The sequence below is a fragment of the Cognatundibacterium curvum genome, assembly GCF_014284235.1.
In the GTDB taxonomy this organism is placed as follows: Bacteria; Pseudomonadota; Gammaproteobacteria; order Burkholderiales; family Burkholderiaceae_D; genus Undibacterium; species Undibacterium curvum.
In genome coordinates, this window is the sequence record NZ_JACOGD010000006.1 from 70,147 (window position 1) to 87,097 (window position 16,951).

The 16,951-nt window shown below is 50.3% G+C and carries 16 protein-coding genes; 11 read left to right on the forward strand and 5 right to left on the reverse strand.

All coding sequences use genetic code 11. The features are described from left to right. Positions 1–269: 269 nt before the first annotated feature. From H8K43_RS12210 to H8K43_RS12220, 3 genes are all read right to left on the reverse strand, one after another. On the reverse strand, positions 270–1,904 hold the full coding sequence (locus tag H8K43_RS12210) for a GMC family oxidoreductase (protein ID WP_186904098.1): 1,635 nt from the start codon (positions 1,902–1,904) through the stop codon (positions 270–272). Between the two features lie 13 nt (positions 1,905–1,917). Continuing rightward, entirely contained in the window at positions 1,918–2,961 is a 1,044-nt protein-coding gene (locus H8K43_RS12215) for an NAD(P)H-dependent flavin oxidoreductase (protein WP_186904099.1), read from the reverse strand. A 142-nt stretch (positions 2,962–3,103) separates the two neighbouring features. Beyond that, a complete protein-coding gene (locus H8K43_RS12220; protein WP_186904100.1) occupies positions 3,104–4,600 on the reverse strand; it encodes a CoA-acylating methylmalonate-semialdehyde dehydrogenase in 1,497 nt (498 codons plus the stop codon). A gap of 230 nt (positions 4,601–4,830) precedes the next feature. Between H8K43_RS12220 and H8K43_RS12225 the strand changes: the two genes are divergently transcribed. From H8K43_RS12225 to H8K43_RS12240, 4 genes are all read left to right on the forward strand, one after another. Next, complete coding sequence (locus H8K43_RS12225) at positions 4,831–5,724, forward strand: LysR family transcriptional regulator (protein ID WP_186904101.1); 894 nt, start codon at positions 4,831–4,833, stop codon at positions 5,722–5,724. Between the two features lie 203 nt (positions 5,725–5,927). Further along, on the forward strand, positions 5,928–6,668 hold the full coding sequence (locus H8K43_RS12230; RefSeq protein WP_186904102.1) for a substrate-binding periplasmic protein: 741 nt from the start codon (positions 5,928–5,930) through the stop codon (positions 6,666–6,668). After that, positions 6,668–6,931, forward strand: a complete 264-nt coding sequence (locus H8K43_RS12235; RefSeq protein WP_162019510.1) for a hypothetical protein — start codon at positions 6,668–6,670, stop codon at positions 6,929–6,931. Before H8K43_RS12230 ends, H8K43_RS12235 begins: the two co-directional genes overlap by 1 nt. 49 nt (positions 6,932–6,980) lie before the next feature. Further along, positions 6,981–7,427: an FKBP-type peptidyl-prolyl cis-trans isomerase gene (locus H8K43_RS12240; RefSeq protein ID WP_186904103.1), complete on the forward strand. Its 447-nt coding sequence runs from the start codon at positions 6,981–6,983 to the stop codon at positions 7,425–7,427. Between the two features lie 74 nt (positions 7,428–7,501). Here H8K43_RS12240 and H8K43_RS12245 read toward each other — a convergent pair whose 3' ends face one another. Together H8K43_RS12245 and H8K43_RS12250 are read right to left on the reverse strand one after the other, a co-directional pair. Then, positions 7,502–8,863, reverse strand: coding sequence for an NHL repeat-containing protein (locus H8K43_RS12245; protein ID WP_186904104.1), 1,362 nt, complete (start codon positions 8,861–8,863; stop codon positions 7,502–7,504). A gap of 295 nt (positions 8,864–9,158) precedes the next feature. Then, positions 9,159–9,422: a hypothetical protein gene (locus H8K43_RS12250; RefSeq protein ID WP_186904105.1), complete on the reverse strand. Its 264-nt coding sequence runs from the start codon at positions 9,420–9,422 to the stop codon at positions 9,159–9,161. Positions 9,423–9,859: 437 nt separating this feature from the next. Here H8K43_RS12250 and H8K43_RS12255 point away from each other — a divergent pair, with 437 nt between their 5' ends. The 7 genes from H8K43_RS12255 (at position 9,860) to H8K43_RS12285 (ending at position 16,950) form a co-directional block, all read left to right on the forward strand. Beyond that, a complete protein-coding gene (locus tag H8K43_RS12255) occupies positions 9,860–10,390 on the forward strand; it encodes an SRPBCC family protein (protein WP_186904106.1) in 531 nt (176 codons plus the stop codon). Positions 10,391–10,483: 93 nt separating this feature from the next. Next, positions 10,484–10,855, forward strand: a complete 372-nt coding sequence (locus tag H8K43_RS12260) for a hypothetical protein (RefSeq protein ID WP_186904107.1) — start codon at positions 10,484–10,486, stop codon at positions 10,853–10,855. 101 nt (positions 10,856–10,956) lie between these two features. Next, positions 10,957–12,171 carry a BtaA family protein gene (locus H8K43_RS12265; protein ID WP_186904108.1) on the forward strand — a complete coding sequence of 405 codons (1,215 nt, stop codon included), beginning with the start codon at positions 10,957–10,959 and terminating at the stop codon, positions 12,169–12,171. A gap of 16 nt (positions 12,172–12,187) precedes the next feature. Further along, positions 12,188–13,321, forward strand: a complete 1,134-nt coding sequence (locus tag H8K43_RS12270; protein WP_186904109.1) for a hypothetical protein — start codon at positions 12,188–12,190, stop codon at positions 13,319–13,321. A 1,116-nt stretch (positions 13,322–14,437) separates the two neighbouring features. After that, a complete protein-coding gene (locus H8K43_RS12275) occupies positions 14,438–14,950 on the forward strand; it encodes a DUF2059 domain-containing protein (protein ID WP_186904110.1) in 513 nt (170 codons plus the stop codon). A gap of 428 nt (positions 14,951–15,378) precedes the next feature. Continuing rightward, positions 15,379–16,464, forward strand: coding sequence for a zinc ribbon domain-containing protein (locus H8K43_RS12280; RefSeq protein WP_186904111.1), 1,086 nt, complete (start codon positions 15,379–15,381; stop codon positions 16,462–16,464). Between the two features lie 63 nt (positions 16,465–16,527). Beyond that, positions 16,528–16,950, forward strand: coding sequence for a hypothetical protein (locus H8K43_RS12285; RefSeq protein WP_186904112.1), 423 nt, complete (start codon positions 16,528–16,530; stop codon positions 16,948–16,950). Position 16,951 lies beyond the last annotated feature (1 nt).

Consider the following 16,951-nt stretch of genomic DNA (forward strand, 5'->3'; position numbering starts at 1 on the left):
CTGTTCTGATCTGCGCTGTCTGACGACAAGCAAACCTGCTCTGTGCTGACAAAACCGCTGTACGTGCAGCGGCATTTTTTTATGCATCGCATCCGATGCGGATCACGCTGATAAAGCTAAAAATACTGAGTTTGCGGATGCTGGGCATCTCTGTTTTTTTAAGCGGCCAGACTAAAAGGCTACCCGATAGTACGCAGCATAAGCGGCATACAACAATACAGTAAAACTACTGTACGTAGTTTTACTGTTTCATTTTTTTCGTCTTTTTCTTAAGCCGCATTCTGAACCATAAACTGCGCTGCTTTTTCAGCGATCATCAGCGTCGGTGAATTGGTATTTCCTGAAGTAATAGTCGGCATCACCGATGCATCGGCAATGCGCAATCCACTCACACCAAATACGCGCAACTGACTGTCGACCACCGCGCTGACATCGCTGGCCTGTCCCATTTTGCAAGTGCCTGCCGGATGAAAAATAGTAGTGCCTATTTGCCCGGCCGCGTGCATCAGTTCTTCGTCAGAACAAAGGTCCGCACCAGGCTTGACTTCCAGCGGCAAATACTTCTGCAAGGCAGGCGCAGCAACGATCTTGCGGGTCAGTCTGAGCGCTGCCGCAGCTACCTGTCGGTCATAGTCCGTGCTCAGGTAATTAGGACGAATATCCGGTGCCGCGCTGAAGTCTGGACTCAGTATGCGTACCGAGCCGCGCGATTGTGGGCGCAGGTGGCAAACGCTGGCAGTGAAGGCTGGAAAATCATGCAGCGGATCGCCAAATTTATCCAGCGATAAAGGCTGCACATGGTATTGCAGATCGGGTGTGAGCAAGCCAGCATCTGAGCGCGCAAAAACGCCCAGCTGCGACGGCGCCATCGACATAGGTCCGGTCTGACGCAACAGATATTCCAGACCTATACGCGCCTTGCCCCACCAATTGGCTGCCATGGTATTGAGCGACTTCGCACCCTGAATGCGATACACCGAACGTAGCTGTAAATGGTCTTGTAAATTGTGACCGACACCGGGCAACACATGCTGCACAGCGACCCCGGCTTGTTGCAACATGCTGGCTTCACCTATCCCCGATAACTGCAGAATCGCCGGGCTGCCGATAGCACCGGCGGCCAGCACAGTTTCACGCTGTGCAGTCGCGCTCCATTCCTGACCGCCGCCGACAAATTCTACGCCAGTGCAGCGCCATGCCTGATCCTGCTTTGTTTGTGGCTGCAGCTGCAGCTTGCGCACCTGGCAACCCGTCATGATAGTCAGGTTAGGGCGACGGGCAGCGGGCTTCAAAAACGCCTTGGCACTGTTCCAGCGTATGCCACGTTTTTGATTCACTTCGAAATAAGCACTACCTTCGTTATTGCCGCGATTGAAGTCCTCGGTTTTTGGTATTCCGCTTTGCTCGGCCGCATCGCGAAATGCATCCAGAATTTCCCAGGACAAGCGTTGTTGTTCTACCCGCCATTCACCGCCGCTGCCATGAAATGTGCTGACCCCGGCATGGTGATCTTCACTCTTCTTAAACAAGGGCAGCACCTGATCCCAACGCCAGCTCGCATCGCCGCTGAGTTGTGCCCATTCGTCGTAATCACGGGCCTGACCACGCATGTAAATCATGCCGTTAATCGATGAACAGCCGCCCAGCACTTTACCGCGCGGATAAATCAGACGGCGGCCATGCAGCCCGGCTTCCGCCGCAGTCTGATACATCCAGTCAGTGCGTGGATTATTGATGCAATACAGATAGCCGACCGGGATATGTATCCACAGATAATCGTCTCGGCCACCGGCCTCAATCAGCAAGACCTGGTGCTCAGGATTTTCAGATAAGCGATTAGCCAGCGCACAACCGGCCGTACCGGCGCCTATCACAATGTAATCATAGTGTCCTGCTGTCTGCATCGCTCTTATCCTTTCATGATGCTGCCTGCACTTCGTTCATTAACACCTGCATCAGTTCCGCCACATGCATGGCGCGGCTGCGCGACACGCCCTGCCCACACCAGAGCGACATCATGTCCGGCTGTTGCTGCTGGGCGGCCGCACTGCGGATCGCACCGGTCAGGGCATTCTGGATCGGATAGGCTGGCACCTGATCGGCGACATTGGCCATGATCTGCATGAAACGGTTATCCAGTCCGCGTGCCAGCCGTCCTGAAAAGGCACGGGTCTGACGTGTACTGTCGCCTTTGGCTTTGAGCAGCATCTCTTTGTACAACGCAGACACACCGGATTCATGGCAACACAAAAAAGCCGTGCCCATCTGTACCCATTGCGCCCCCGCCGCCAGCGCAGCGGCAATGCCGGCACCGTCCATGATGCCGCCCGCCACGATTAAAGGCGTTTGTATCAGCGGACGACAGGCAGCCAGCAACTCCATCACGCCCAGCCGCGCATCTTGCTGCGCACCGATAAAGGTACCGCGATGGCCCCCCGCTTCCGTGCCTTGCAAACAAATCGCATCCGCGCCCATGGCTTGCCAGACGATGGCTTCCGCCACATTGGTGGCGGTACCGATCACGCGGATACCGGCAGCTTGCAAGCGCTGCAGCTGCGCGCCATGCAAGACATCAAAGGTAAAACTGGCAACCGCAGGACGCGCCGTAATCAGCGCATCGAGCTGGGCGTCGAAATCCTCACACCAGCGGGTGGGTGTCGGCAGATTTTCCATCCCCAGTTCAGCACAGACTGGCTGCAACAAGACCTTGGCCGCTTCCAGCGCTGCGAAATCAATTTGCGGACGCGGTTGCACAAACAGATTGATGGCAAACGGCTTATCGGTCAGACGACGGATATGCTCAGCTTGCTCAATAATCGCCAGCGGCGCCAGCAAAGGCGCGGCCAGCGAACCCAGGCCACCGGCCTGAGATACGGCTGCCACCAGCTCTGGGGTGGTAGCGCCACCCGCCATCGGCGCCTGAATAATCGGTAAAGGAAAAAGCTGCTGCATGGAAGGCATAAGGTCTCCTGATTATTTTTTTCGGTTTGGACTGGACTGAGAAAAAGATGACACAACGCAATGAATTGTATGCGCAATTTCATCTTTTACCGCATTTAAAATCCTGACCTGTGAGCAAACCGAAACATCTCCCTTATGTGCCTTATTTCGCAACCGGCATCGTGAACTCTGCACCTTTGCCTATGCTTTCCGGCCAGCGCTGCATGATGGATTTATAGCGTGTATAAAAGCGTATTCCCTCTTCGCCATACGCATGCATGTCACCAAACAGAGAACGCTTCCAGCCACCAAAAGAATGCCAGGCCATAGGCACAGGAATCGGCACATTAATACCGACCATGCCGACCTGAATGCGGCGAGAAAATTCGCGTGCTGTATTGCCATCAGCGGTAAATAAAGAAACTCCGTTTCCAAATTCATGGCGATTAATCAAAGCCACTGCACTGGCGAAATCAGGCACCCGCATCACGCACAAAACCGGACCAAAAATTTCTTCACGGTGTATGCGCATGCCTTCCTGCACATGATCGAATAAGCTGCCACCAAGGAAGTAGCCGCCTTCATGACCCGGCACGTTGTACTGACGGCCATCCACCAGTAATGCAGCGCCTGCCGCCACGCCCTCATCGATATAGCCTATGATTTTTTCCTTGTGAGCTGCACTGACCACCGGACCCATTTCTGCATCGGCTTCCATGCCATTTTTGATTTTCAATGCCTGTACCCGTGGTACCAAAGCCTCGACCAGCGCATCGGCAATATCACCGACAGCAACTGCGACTGAAATCGCCATGCAGCGCTCGCCAGCAGAGCCATAGGCTGCGCCCATCAGCGCATCAACCGCCTGCTCCAGATTCGCATCCGGCATCACCACTAAGTGATTTTTTGCACCGCCGAGCGCCTGTACGCGCTTACCCAGGCGTGTGCCTTCCGTGAAAATATATTCTGCAATCGGGGTCGAGCCGACGAAGGAAATCGCCGCGACATCAGGATGCTGCAACAACGCATCAACCGCCAGCTTATCGCCCTGTACCACGTTAAAAACACCATCCGGCAAACCAGCCTGACGGAATAATTCAGCGATGAACAGTGAACAGGAAGGATCGCGTTCAGAAGGCTTGAGTATGAAAGGATTTCCAGTCGCAATCGCGAGTGGCGCCATCCACATCGGCACCATGAATGGAAAATTAAATGGCGTAATCCCCGCCGTGACACCCAGCGGCTGGCGCAGGTTGTAATTGTCGATGCCGCCACCGATATTGTCGGAAAACCGGGTCTTGAGCAAAGCCGGAATACCGCAGGCGAATTCCACAATTTCTATACCACGCGTGACTTCCCCCATCGCATCCGACAAGACCTTGCCATGCTCGCGCGTGATCATGGCGGCGATGGTCTGGTGATGCTGTTCCAGCAGTTCCTTAAACTTAAACATCACACGTGCGCGCTTCAGCGGCGCGGTCTCTGCCCAGCCCGGTGCGGCAGCACTGGCGGCGGCTACTGCACGCTGCACTTCATCCACGCTGGCCAAAGCGACCTGCGCCACCACCTGACCGGTAGCGGGATTAGTCACATCCTGACGACGACCACTGGCGGACTCCAAGATCTGTCCATCCATAAAATGTTGAATGACGCTGCTCATCTCTTAGTTATCCTGAGTTAATGATTGTGATTGCATGAATTAGGTGTGAACGCTGGCACTGGCATCCAATGACGCTGTCGCTTGCCGTACTCTGCGTTACCCCGGTTCTGAAACGATTACCGCGTAGCCTAAACATATCGCGTGTGGAAATCTAATGAGTTATTATCAAGCACAATATAAGACTTTCTTATAATTGCTTTTTCACCACTTACTCCAGCCAGGTAACGATCATGGATTTCACCCAGCTACGCGCTTTTGTGATGGTCGCGCGCGAAGGCAATCTGACCCGTGCAGCTGAACGTCTGCACCTGACCCAACCTGCAGTCAGTCTGCAACTGAAAGCACTGCAAGAAAATCTGAGCCTGCAATTATTCAGCCGCAGTGCGGGCGGGATGGTATTGACCAATGATGGCGCGAAACTGCTGCCTTATGCGGAACGGGTACTGGCTGCGACTGCAGAATTCCGGCAGGCGTTTGCCTCCCTGCATTCCACCATCTCGGGCGAGCTGGCGATAGGCACAATTCTTGATCCGGAATTTACCCGACTGGGCTTGTTTCTGAAGCGCTTGATGGAGACTTATCCACAACTGTCCACCAAACTGCGTCAGGGCATGTCGGGCTCGGTATTGCAACAAGTGCGGCAAGGCGATCTGGATGTGGGCTTTTATCTGGGCCAGGTGCCGCAGGATGCGAAAAATCCCTTACACAGTATCAGCCTGACCCCGTTCACCTACCGCGTGGTCGCGCCCAGCGGCTGGCAAAGCCGGGTGCATGGTAAATCCTGGGAACAGTTAGCGCAGTTACCGTGGATCTGGACGCCACCGGAATCGGCGCACCACCGCTTACTGACACCGATATTTGCGGCCTGTGGACAACAACCGCGTCAGGTCGCGCTGGTCGATCAGGAACCCTCCATGCTGGATCTGGTGAAATCCGGCGTCGGTCTGAGCCTGATCCGCGATTCGATCGCGATCCGCGAAGCCCATGCGCATGGCCTGGTGATCGCGGATGCCGTCAGCGTCAACAGCGAACTCAGCTTCGTCTGCAGCGCAAAACGGCAACATGAAGCGATGATCGCGGCCAGCTTTACGCTGATCGGACAATGCTGGCAGTTAGAGAGCTAAGCATGCTTAACATCAGGAAAACCGCACATGGCAGCAAAAAGAGCGATGTTCCTCAAACATAAGCTTGTTCTAAGGATTTTTTTTCCACTACAATAGCAGACTGCCAACTGTCAGGCGCCATTCCCAGGCGCAGACAGACAACATGCAACAGTCCGGCGTGGCCGCACAGGCGCGAACGTCGCAGTAAAACAAGAAAGTCTAACGTGTTGAAATTTCCGGTACTTGCTGCACTTCCCTTACTTTGTGCACTGTCTGTCCAGTCTGCTGATGCGCAGACACCCAGCATACGGCTCTACATCCAGGAATTCGCACCTTTCACCCATACAGATGCTAAAACCGGCGAAATCCGTGGCTATGTGACGGAAAAAGTACAGGAAATCATGAGGCGCGCGGGTGAAAATCCCAGTCTGACCAGCACCTCGCTGGCACGTGGTCTGTATGCGGCGCAAAATGAAGAAAATGCCTGTCTGTTTGCATTCCGCCGCACGCCGGAAAGGGAAAAGTATTTCCAATGGGTAGGTCCACTGACCACCGATCACTGGGTCTTGTACGGCAGGAAAAATGACAGCCGTGTGCTGAAGCGTTTTGAAGATGCGAAACCGTATGCGATAGGTTCCTACAAAAATGCAGCAACCGGACTGCAACTGGCCGAGCAGGGGTATAACATATTGTTTGCGGGTCAGGACGAAGACAATCCGCGCTTGCTGCTCAACAACCGTATCGATTATTGGATAGTCTCGGAATTGCATGGTATGTATATCGCCCAGCAACAAGGCTATGCTGGTGATATCGTCAAGTCTGCACGGTATAAGCATATCGAGCTCAATATGCTGTGCCATTTGTCTATGGATAAACAACGCATAGAATTGTTTAACAAGCTCAACAAAGAACTCGATAATGACGGCACCACCGATAAAATCCTGCGTAAATATGGAATCCGCTAATGGCACGTAGTACTAAAGCAAGTCACGCCGTACAAAGGCTGAAAGAACGCAGTCAGGACGCAACGTACTCCATGGTCAGCATGGCCGACGGCCGTTTTTTTCTGACCCGCAAAGATGCCGATGGTAAAACCGTCACTGCCAGCGAAGCGCTGGAAATGGATGCCTTCGTCGCCTGCGTCAATGCGATCATGAAAGCACCCGCCAAAAAAGCCAGTAAGCTGGATCTCGCGTTCGAAGAAAAAATCCGCCAGGCGAAATCCTGAACCTTTATTATTCCTGTCTCATTGTTATTGTTCACTATAAGGAAAACCCATGCGATCCAGATTGTTAGCCGCTTTACTTAGTCTGTTGGCCATCAGCGCCTTACCGGCGCAGGCACAAACCAGCACCAGCGCAGAAGAAAGCAGCATTATCAACAACGGTTTACAAAAACTGGATGTGAAAACCGGCAGCGGTAAAGAACTGCAGTCAGGCAATATCGCGGTGGTGCACTACACCGGCTGGATTTATGACTCCTTCGCGCCCAGAGAACGCGGCCCCCAGTTTGACAGCTCGGTAGGACGTGGCGTGTTCAGTTTCCCGGTCGGAACCGGTAAAGTCATCAAAGGCTGGGATCAGGGCGTGGTTGGCATGAAGGTAGGTGGTAAACGTACCCTGATCGTGCCCTCAGAAATGGCCTATGGCGCACGCGGTGCTGGCGCTATGATACCGCCTCATTCGACACTGATTTTTGATATTGAATTGCTGGATGTGCGGTAAATCCTGGCGAGAAAAAACGACGCCCCGCTCATTTGAACGGGGCGTTTTTACATCCAAATCAGGTTCGCACCAATTTAGCGTATCTTGCGTATCAGGTGATAGCCACGGTCTGCGACGTACAGGCTGCTGCCATCCGTTGCGACACCGAAAGGATAATAGAAACGTGCCGCTGCACCGCTGCCATCCGCACTGCCTAAACTGCCCGCAGTACCCGCCAGGGTGCTCACTGCACCAGTCGCGATCACGATCTTGCGCAGGGTATGATTGTCTGAGTCGGACACAAACAAATTCGTGCCATCCGTCGCAATTCCTATTGGTGATTTGAAGCTGGCCGCAGCACCTGTGCCATTGCTATTACCAACCATGCCAGGCTTGCCCGCCAACGTCGTCACCTCAGTTGTCGCCAGCGCGATTTTACGGATAGTCTGATTTGCAGAGTCTGTCACATACAAGCTGGACTTATCTGTCGTGATGCCCCAGGGTTTATTGAACAATGCAGCCACACCATAGCCATCATTGCTACCTGATAAACCCGCTCTACCAACCAGTGTCGTCACTTCACCGGTCGCAATCACGATCTTACGTATCGTATGGCTTCCCAAATCTGTCACGTACAGGTTCACACCGTCACCGGTAATACCCCAGGGATTATTAAATAGCGCCGCGCTACCGTTACCATCGGTATTACCAGGAGTACCCGCCTTACCTGCCAGGGTCGTCACGGCACCCGTTGCAACCACTATCTTGCGTACTGTTGTGTCACTCGTTACATACAAATTCGTGCCATCGGTATAGAGACCCCTAGGGTAGCTAAACCGGGCTGCTGCACCGATACCATCATTAGTGCCTGAGCCACCGAAGCTGCCTGGTGTACCTGCCAGCGTGCTGACCGCACCAGTGGAAATCACGACTTTACGTATCGTGCCACTGAACATATCGGATACATACACATTGCTGCCATCAGTCGCAATTCCAACCGGATTATCAAAACCCGCTGCCACACCTATGCCATCCAGAGTGCCGCCAACGCCGTTACCGGCCAGTGTAGTAACGACACCCGCGATATCAGTCACGCAATTGACCGCCACATTACTGATATTCGCCACGATATTGCTACCGGTTCCATTGGAAACCGTACAGGTTTGCGCAACAGGTTGGGTTGCGACCGTGACTGCATAACTTGCGTTTTGATTTAACTTACCAGCAAAAGTGAACGCTGCATTCGCGCTCACAGTCAGGCTGTCTCCTGCATTGTTTTGTAACACCACTTGTTTTCCGGCTGCCAGTCCAGACACCGTACCACCAATAGAAAAACTTGCAGTCGCCGCGCCACCACTATTGCCGCTGCTGCCATCAGTGCCTCCGCCACCACCGCCGCAAGCACTGAGTAAAGCCGCAATCGTCAGCATGGTCGCGCCATTGAATTTTTTAAACATTTTTTCCCTTTTATTTTTTCCTGAATACAGGCTGATAAGTTACTTGAGTTTGGCGCCATTGCTAAGAATAGCGATCAACAGGCGACCCGGTTCTGCAAGCTTTGCGTTCAAAACCTGATAATTATATGATTTTCAAGATTAGCGGAATACCCTGTTTCAACGCAAAAACAAGGATTCCGTATACGGATACCCGCCCTTTAAGCGCAGCAAGAAACAGTGAACCGGGTGGGATCAGATATGGAGGAGCTTGTTGCGACATCTATGTCCGGCATTCAACGCAAAAAAGTGCGGTCAACTATTCTGCAACTTTATCCAACACAGTATCGTAGGTATAGACCACATAAAAAAAGAATGAGATTGCACTCACCGTCAGCAAGGTGCCGATAAAAAATATGGGTTGCAGACCTTCGGGAAAAATATAGGTATACCAACCAACCAGACTGGTGGCTACCATCGCCGCGAATGCATAATTCATTAAGCGACGCGAACGCCGCACATGGGCCCAGGCGAAAAACAACAGTACCAGCAGCGATAGTCCAAAAAGTATCAGTCCAGACACGAATGCCTCCTGTTTCATTATTTTGTGTACTGATGCCAAGTTGTTACCAGATTTAGTAACAAATCGCCTGAGTGCCTGTACATCAGTCCAGCATATTTAGTATGTTAATAAAATAACATAAATTTAAACAGTTGCTGTTTTTGTTACAAAAATTATTTCATAAAATGAAAAAATGGTTGCGCAAAAGCATCGCATCAAATTTGCCTTTACAAAACCATGGGCAGTAAGCTGACTGCGTAAAGTATGAATGACTGGGAAAAAAACCTGCAAGGCGTAAGATAGTTGTATGCTGGGTTTCTGTCCTGAGCGATCGTGGCTTTGCCCCCTGCGAATCTGGCGCTGACCAAGCAGGCGTATCATCAGCAGCAGCAAAGTAATGCACAAACTTATCCACATGGGGTAGTGAGACTATTACCCACTCAGACAAGGAGACGGCGATGCGTATTATCCGTGGTTTGTTCCTCAGTATTTTGGTCCTCATTTTGCTGGCGCTGACGTTTGCCTGGATGCAGCCAGACCGCTATACCGTCACACGCAGCATACAAATTCAAGCCACACCGGAACAGATTTATCCCTATCTGGCAGCGCCTAAAGCCTGGAAAGACTGGTCAGTCTGGAATCAGCGCGATCCTGCCATGCAAATCCAGTATTCTGGTCCGGCCAGCGGCACCGGGGCGGTATGGCAGTGGCAAAGCCGGACTCAGGGCAACGGCAGTATGCGCTTTACCGAAGCGCAGCCCGCACGGCTGCTGCGTTATGAGCTGCAATTCGAGGGCATGGGCCCGCCTTCTACCGGGTCACTGTTACTCGAAGCACAAACAGGAGGAAGCAAGCTGACCTGGGAAATGCAAGGCAATAATCAGGGACAGTTACTGATGAAGCTATTTACCCCGTTTATGGATAGAATGCTGGGTCCGGATTTCGCGGCTGGTTTGGCAAACCTGAAAAAACACGTGGAACAAAAGTGATATAGCGCGCCGCGCGCTTCGCTGTCCTGTTATGAACGGCACAACTTTTCCACACGGATGTCCCATTTGATTAACCCTGTTTGCGACCCCCACATGAAATTGAAGTTCGCCCTGCTATTGGCTTTTCCTCTGCTGTTATCCACAGCCAGCGCAGCACAGCCGGCCTCTGCTCCGGCAACCCCCGCCACCTCCACCAGCGTGTTTGTGGTAGCACCTGAAGATTTGCCTAAGCCGGGCTCTGCGGTCGCCATCGATACCCCGCAAATGCCTGAACCGGAACCTGCCAAACCATCGCGTCCTGTGACGGCAAAAGATGTCTGGGGTGGCCCGGTTCCTTTGTCGGGCATCCTGTGGATATTGGTGGCATCGATGCCGGTACTGGCTTCCTCCTATTTCGCTTACCAGTTATATCTGTTCATACAACGTCGTCGTCGCCGTCTGAGTACTCGCCACGCAGATACCTGAAGCTGATCTTAAAACTTCACCAAATTGTCATTTAGCTGTCACTAAGCTGTCACCTCTGCCTCCTAAAGTGTTTTTCACCAACAAGACAGAGGGAGACCAGTATGTCCAGCAAAGCCTTGATCGACAGCGCCGTTTTCAATTCCACCACTGCCGGCAGCAAAGGTCTGGCTGACCGGCTGTTTGCACATTGGTTCAGTCGCCTGGTCTACGCCCAGATCTGGGAAGACCCACAAGCCGACCTTGCTGCACTGCAACTGGCGCCTGGCGCCAATATCCTCACTATTTCTTCCGGTGGCTGTAATGCACTGGCTTATTTGTCAGCGGAACCGGCAGCGGTGCATGCAGTCGATCTGAATGCTGCGCATCTGGCGATGCTGGACATCAAACAAAAAGCCATCAAACATTTGCCTGACTATGATGCAGTCCTGCAGTTCCTGGGCGCTGCTAACCACAGTGATAACATCAAACGCTATCAACGTCATATCCGCCACCATTTACACGAAGACGCCAGCGAATTCTGGGAAAGCCGTTCCCTGAGCGGCAAACCACGCTACCACTACTTTACCCAACAAGCCTATCAACATGGCTTACTTGGTGAATTCATCGGCTTTGCGCATTTCTTTGTGCGTATGATGGGTGGTGATTTGCGCAAAATGCTGGAAGCGAAAACTCTGCAGGAACAGTCTGTATTATTTGAACGTCATATCGCACCGGTATTTGAAACCCGTCTGTTCCAATGGATAGCACGGCAACCGGTCGCCCTGTACAGCCTGGGTATTCCACCTTCGCAGTTTGAAGAATTGAAGCGCGATGCCAGTCAGGGTCTGCATGCACTGTTCAAGGAAAGAATGCGCCATCTGGCTTGCGACTTTCCGCTGCAGGAAAACTGTTTCGCACAGCAAGCCTTTGGCCGCCGCTACGATACGACACAGCAAGCCGGATTACCGATGTATCTGCAGCGCAGCCATTTTGATGCACTGCGTCGCAATATCGACCGTTTGCATCCGCATCACACCACACTGACAGATTTCCTGCGCCAGCAACCACGCGCTTCCATGCATGCCTATGTGTTTCTGGACGCACAGGACTGGATGGACCAACAGCAACTGAGTGCTTTGTGGCAGGAAGTCAGCCGCACAGCGGCTCCAGGCGCCAAAGTAATTTTCCGTACCGGTGGTTCGACCTCGCCGCTGGAACGCCAATTACCTGCCGACATACTGGCGCAATGGCATACCGATCCTGCACACAACCGCGCACTGTATGCGACTGACCGCTCCGCAATTTACGGCGGCATGCACCTTTATACAAAAATCTGAATCAGTACAGATCACCTTGACTACCCATTTACCACCACGCATGGTGGCTGACACCCTATGGCTGATGACCGCACGTTCACGCGGCGCCAGTCATTGGGTGGAAAACAGCCATTGCACCATAGAACAGCTGGATATAGACGGACATCCGGTTCCGGTGAGCCATCTGACTAAAAGTCAGTGGCAGGAAAGCTATGTCAGCAGCCTGCGCTCCGCCTGGTTACGCTACCCCCATCAGGAAGCTAAGCGCCATTTAACAGCAGGCCAGCTGGCGCTGTATCAGGCCGCCTCTTGCTTAATTCTAGGCCCGATATCCTTACTGATGCGCGCCGCCAGGCTGGATCAGGCTGCTATCCTGGCAAATCATCTGATCTCCACCAACCTGTATCCGCCATGGTTGCAAACCTCTATGCCCGAAGTTTTATGGCAGGCGCAACAACATTATCCGGATCGCCCTATCGTATTGCGAAATTTATGCCCGGCAGTACATCCCGAGCTGTTTGAGCAACTCAGGCAACAAGGCTGGCAAATGATCCCAGCGCGCCAGGTCTATTTATGTGATCCGGCCGATCCGGCGGTATGGCAACACAATCACGTGCGTAAAGATGCCCGCTTGCTCGCTGATCAGGAAGTCGAACTGGTCGCCGCCAGCGCCTTACAACGTGAAGATATTCCAGCTTTGAGACGGCTATTCCGTCAGTTGTTTATCGAAAAACATTCCTGTCTGAATCCGGATTTCAGTGATGATTTCTTTGAATTTTGCCTGGAAACGCAATTTCTGGATTGCTATGCACTACGCTGGCAAGGCAAATGGGTAGGAATTCTGGGGGTGTATGCGCAACCGGAGAGCGGATGGATGACGACTCCACTCATAGGTTATGACACCCAGTTACCTAAAGAATTAGGAATTTACCGTCGTTTAATGGCTTTATTACTGAAATTAGCCAAAGATAAGCAAATGAAGCTGCATTACAGTTCAGGTGCAGCCCAGTTCAAACTAGCCCGTGGCGGACAGCCAGCGCTTGAATATACTGCAGTCTACAGCCAGCATTTGCCGGTACTAAATAAGCTCAGTCTGAACCTGTTCAGCCGTTTATTACAACGCTGCGCCCCTGGCATTCTGTCTTATGCCGATAAACAAAAACCTGGCTAATCCCCCTTTTCAAACCGCAGGATCTTTCAAATGTTCAGTCCTGCGGTTTGTCAGGCTGATACAAAAACCAAAGAAAACCATCACCAAATGCTGGGGCTCATGCCAGGTCCTGGCAGTGCTGCCGGATGTCACCAGAGTAAAAATTGAAATAGAAACCAGCAAAAATGCACACTTTTTCAGCGCAATTCTCTGTGCATAACTGCGCTTATATCCCCAATACAGTTTGGGGAAAACCAAAACTCTGCTGAAAAAAAATTTTTTTATCCCAAATCTGTCCTTTTCCTATACAAGCTTTATCAGTCCACATATACAGTCGCTAAGTGCTTGACTATGTGGGTAAAAACAGACTTATCCACATTTATCAGCTGCGTTAACAACTATTACTATATATATATAAATTAAAGACTCTATTTATACGCCGCAAACCAAAAACGCGGCCTGAATGAAAAACCCTGAGGGATAAACCGTGTCGCTAATCCAAGCAAATTTGAAAATATCCAAATAAGGTAAAAGCGCGTTTCTGACTAAAGTTGTTCAAGCAACTCAAGCATGGAAGTTGTTGATGAAGAAAAATTAAAATCCATGTCAGCGTTTTTAATGAATTCTTGAATGATTTTTTTAAATAAAAATTGCACAGCTTTTATTGCAAACCCGTTTTTCTCAAAGATTGATGATTGCAGGCTAAAAAGGAAGCACTGCGATAGCGGCTAGCAAGTGGAAAAGTCACTTTTTTTCCGCTACAGACTGCATAAATGTCCATTTGCTAGCTAGAAATGTGGCTAAAAACGACTTTTTGAAAATATTTTTTGTGGATAAGTCTACTTATATCCACTGCATAGAATGTGCGAATAGTGGTTTTCATTTGAAGAGCGACTTTTTTTACAGAATTTGTCCGCTTTCTATACAGACTTTCTGCACTTGTTTATCAATGCGCTAAAGTTTTGATTCTGTGGATGTTTACTTAGTTATCCACAGACAAGACAGGCTGTTAACAACTATCACTATTTTTATTTAAAGTTATTCATATTAAAGCTATCCACACGCCAAATTCCAGCTTTCCCCTTTTTCAAAAAAATCCTTTAGAATCCGACACTTATTCGAATTCAAAGGCGGGTTATGAAAATCTGGACAGCTAGTGCGTTAAGCTTTTTGCTGGTGAGTGGTTTTGCCTGCGCAGAAAAACCGACTGAGCAATCGGTGAAAGAATTTTTGGAGGTGTCCAAAGGTAAAGAAACTTTTCAACAGATAGAAAAGCAACTAGACACCGTACTGGATAACTTCAACCGTGAAGCAGATTCAGGAAAATCTGCCGACCTGCAAAAACAAAAAGCAGTAGAAAAATTTAAAGCAAAAGTATTGAGTATTCGTAACGAAGCGATGAATTGGGACAAACTCGAATCCATGTTTATCGGAATTTACCAGGACAGCCTGAGCCAGGAAGAAATTGATGGTTTGATACAATTTTACCGTTCTCCGGTTGGACAGGCATCTTTAACAAAAATGCCACAAATTATGCTGAAAACGAATCAACAAATACAGGTAACGCTCCTTCCGATGATGGATAAAATCAAATTAGCCAGACAAGATTTGAAAGAAGAATTCGAAAAAATTGATAAGAAGAAAAAATAAGTGTTCTCGATTTTGTGAGAACGAAAGAAATTGGGACAAAGGCTTACACTTCATTAATCGTTTTCAATAAGCGTGTACTGAGTTGTCTGTTGTGGGTAAGCCTAAACTTATCTACGGGGATGGCGGTAGGAAGCAAGATTCCTGATTGTTACTTACGTAAAAAATACAAAAAATAAACTTCTTTAGACTCGGAAATTGAAGGCAGTTGCTCAGGTTTTCGTGTGTATAACTGACTCAATATCCACATTGACCAGTGCGCTACGCTGATACCTGGTAGTGCAAAACCTGCTCAATTTGTAAAAAAAATGCTGGCTGGCATATCGTCAGCGCAAAATAGATGCACTTCATTCCTGAAAAATGAAATGAAAATCGCAGCAGATAAGGTTTATCTGTCGTGATATCTCTGAAAATTCTGCATTGGAGCGTCTATGTATCAACAATTACGTGCACCGGAACGTTTATTCCGGCTTGGTCAATGGGTAGTCGCATTCTTATTTGCCTTTTTTCTCATCAAAGTCGGTGCCAGTCTGATCGCTGATCTGCCCTTGTTATCCACAGGTCCGCAGCAAAGTGATTTTTTAGATCAGCGCAGCGCGCAGCAAGTACAACAGCAAATATTGCCCTTGGAACAAAGTATTGCCGAATTGCAAAAATATGCTGAATTAAGTCAGGAGCGCTTACTCCGTAGTCAGGATGAGTACAGTAAGGATAAGCAAAGTTTTGATAACTGGCGTGCTGCACGCGGCAGCACTGAGCAGGCGGAAAATAATCCCGAGGTGATCAGCCGGGTCAGAAAACTGGATGAACAACTCAAAAAGCAAACTGCTATTTCCTCCGAACTACAACAATGGCAAAAGAAAATCGAAGCACAACGTGATCGTTTGCAACCCTTACAGCAACAGCTCAACGCGCTCAATAATCAGGCCAATCAGGCTTATGAGCAGGCGCTGTATCACTCCTCCTTAAAAGCATTCGCAATACGCTTATTGTTTGTCGCGCCTTTATTGATTGCTGCTATCTGGTTATTTCGCCGCCATCGCAATAGTCAGCACTGGCCCTTCGCCTGGGGCTTTATCTTTTTTGCCTTATTCGCCTTCTTTTTTGAGCTGGTTCCCTATCTGCCCAGCTTTGGCGGCTATATCCGCTATGGGGTTGGCGCTTTACTGACCTTTCTCGGCGGAAAAGCCTTAATGCACGCGCTGCAGCAGTACCTGGAAAGAAAGCATCAGGAACAGACTGCGCCACAGGAAGAACGCAAGCAGGAGATCCGCTACGAAAAGGCGCTGGAGTCTATGGCCAAAGGACAATGCCCGGGTTGTGAACGAGGCATGCCGGGCATAGAAGGAGCAGTCTTGAACTATTGCATGCATTGTGGCCTGAAAACGCATGAAGTCTGTAGTCAATGCGGTTTGCGACATAATGCGTTTTTCCCCTATTGTCCTGCATGTGGATCGGCTGCTGCTGCCCATCCCAGAGCCGCAACTGTTACGCAGGAAAGTAAAAATCAGGCATGATTTCAGGAATTATTGACTATGCTGCAGTAGGTACTGTTGTGCTAAACCCAGAAAGGAAATCGAATGAAACAGCCACTGCTCTTGATATTGGGCTTTGCAGTGAACATCTTGTACCCTTTGCAGGCCTCTGCCTGTGATTTTGTACCGGGTAAATATCAACAGATTACCGAGTCCGAATTATCCGTTTCTCTGGAGTTAAACAAAAATGCACAGTTCGTGCTGACTCAGGAACGCTGGTTAGCCGGAGCACACCAGCTACGTGAAACGCATATTTATCGTGGAACCTGGAAATGTGATCATGCGCAGCTGGAATTGCATTATTCAGCACAGACAGTGCAGGGAATCTGGGCTGAAGAAGACCTCAGTCATTACGGCAAAGTCAAATCGGCCAGGTCTTTACATTTTGCAGTACAGAAAACAGAAGACAAAATATTTAATGGAGCGAGCTTTTGGCCGCAATCGGTCATCCTTAGTTTCAAATCCTGAA

Bases quoted from the DNA above. Each gene is read 5' to 3' on its own strand.
- H8K43_RS12210 (WP_186904098.1), bottom strand. From the start codon at position 1,904: ATGCAGACAGCAGGACACTATGATTACATTGTGATAGGCGCCGGTACG.
- H8K43_RS12215 (WP_186904099.1), bottom strand. From the start codon at position 2,961: ATGCCTTCCATGCAGCAGCTTTTTCCTTTACCGATTATTCAGGCGCCG.
- H8K43_RS12220 (WP_186904100.1), bottom strand. From the start codon at position 4,600: ATGAGCAGCGTCATTCAACATTTTATGGATGGACAGATCTTGGAGTCC.
- H8K43_RS12225 (WP_186904101.1), top strand. From the start codon at position 4,831: ATGGATTTCACCCAGCTACGCGCTTTTGTGATGGTCGCGCGCGAAGGC.
- H8K43_RS12235 (WP_162019510.1), top strand. From the start codon at position 6,668: ATGGCACGTAGTACTAAAGCAAGTCACGCCGTACAAAGGCTGAAAGAA.
- H8K43_RS12240 (WP_186904103.1), top strand. From the start codon at position 6,981: ATGCGATCCAGATTGTTAGCCGCTTTACTTAGTCTGTTGGCCATCAGC.
- H8K43_RS12245 (WP_186904104.1), bottom strand. From the start codon at position 8,863: ATGTTTAAAAAATTCAATGGCGCGACCATGCTGACGATTGCGGCTTTA.
- H8K43_RS12255 (WP_186904106.1), top strand. From the start codon at position 9,860: ATGCGTATTATCCGTGGTTTGTTCCTCAGTATTTTGGTCCTCATTTTG.
- H8K43_RS12260 (WP_186904107.1), top strand. From the start codon at position 10,484: ATGAAATTGAAGTTCGCCCTGCTATTGGCTTTTCCTCTGCTGTTATCC.
- H8K43_RS12265 (WP_186904108.1), top strand. From the start codon at position 10,957: ATGTCCAGCAAAGCCTTGATCGACAGCGCCGTTTTCAATTCCACCACT.
- H8K43_RS12275 (WP_186904110.1), top strand. From the start codon at position 14,438: ATGAAAATCTGGACAGCTAGTGCGTTAAGCTTTTTGCTGGTGAGTGGT.
- H8K43_RS12280 (WP_186904111.1), top strand. From the start codon at position 15,379: ATGTATCAACAATTACGTGCACCGGAACGTTTATTCCGGCTTGGTCAA.
- H8K43_RS12285 (WP_186904112.1), top strand. From the start codon at position 16,528: ATGAAACAGCCACTGCTCTTGATATTGGGCTTTGCAGTGAACATCTTG.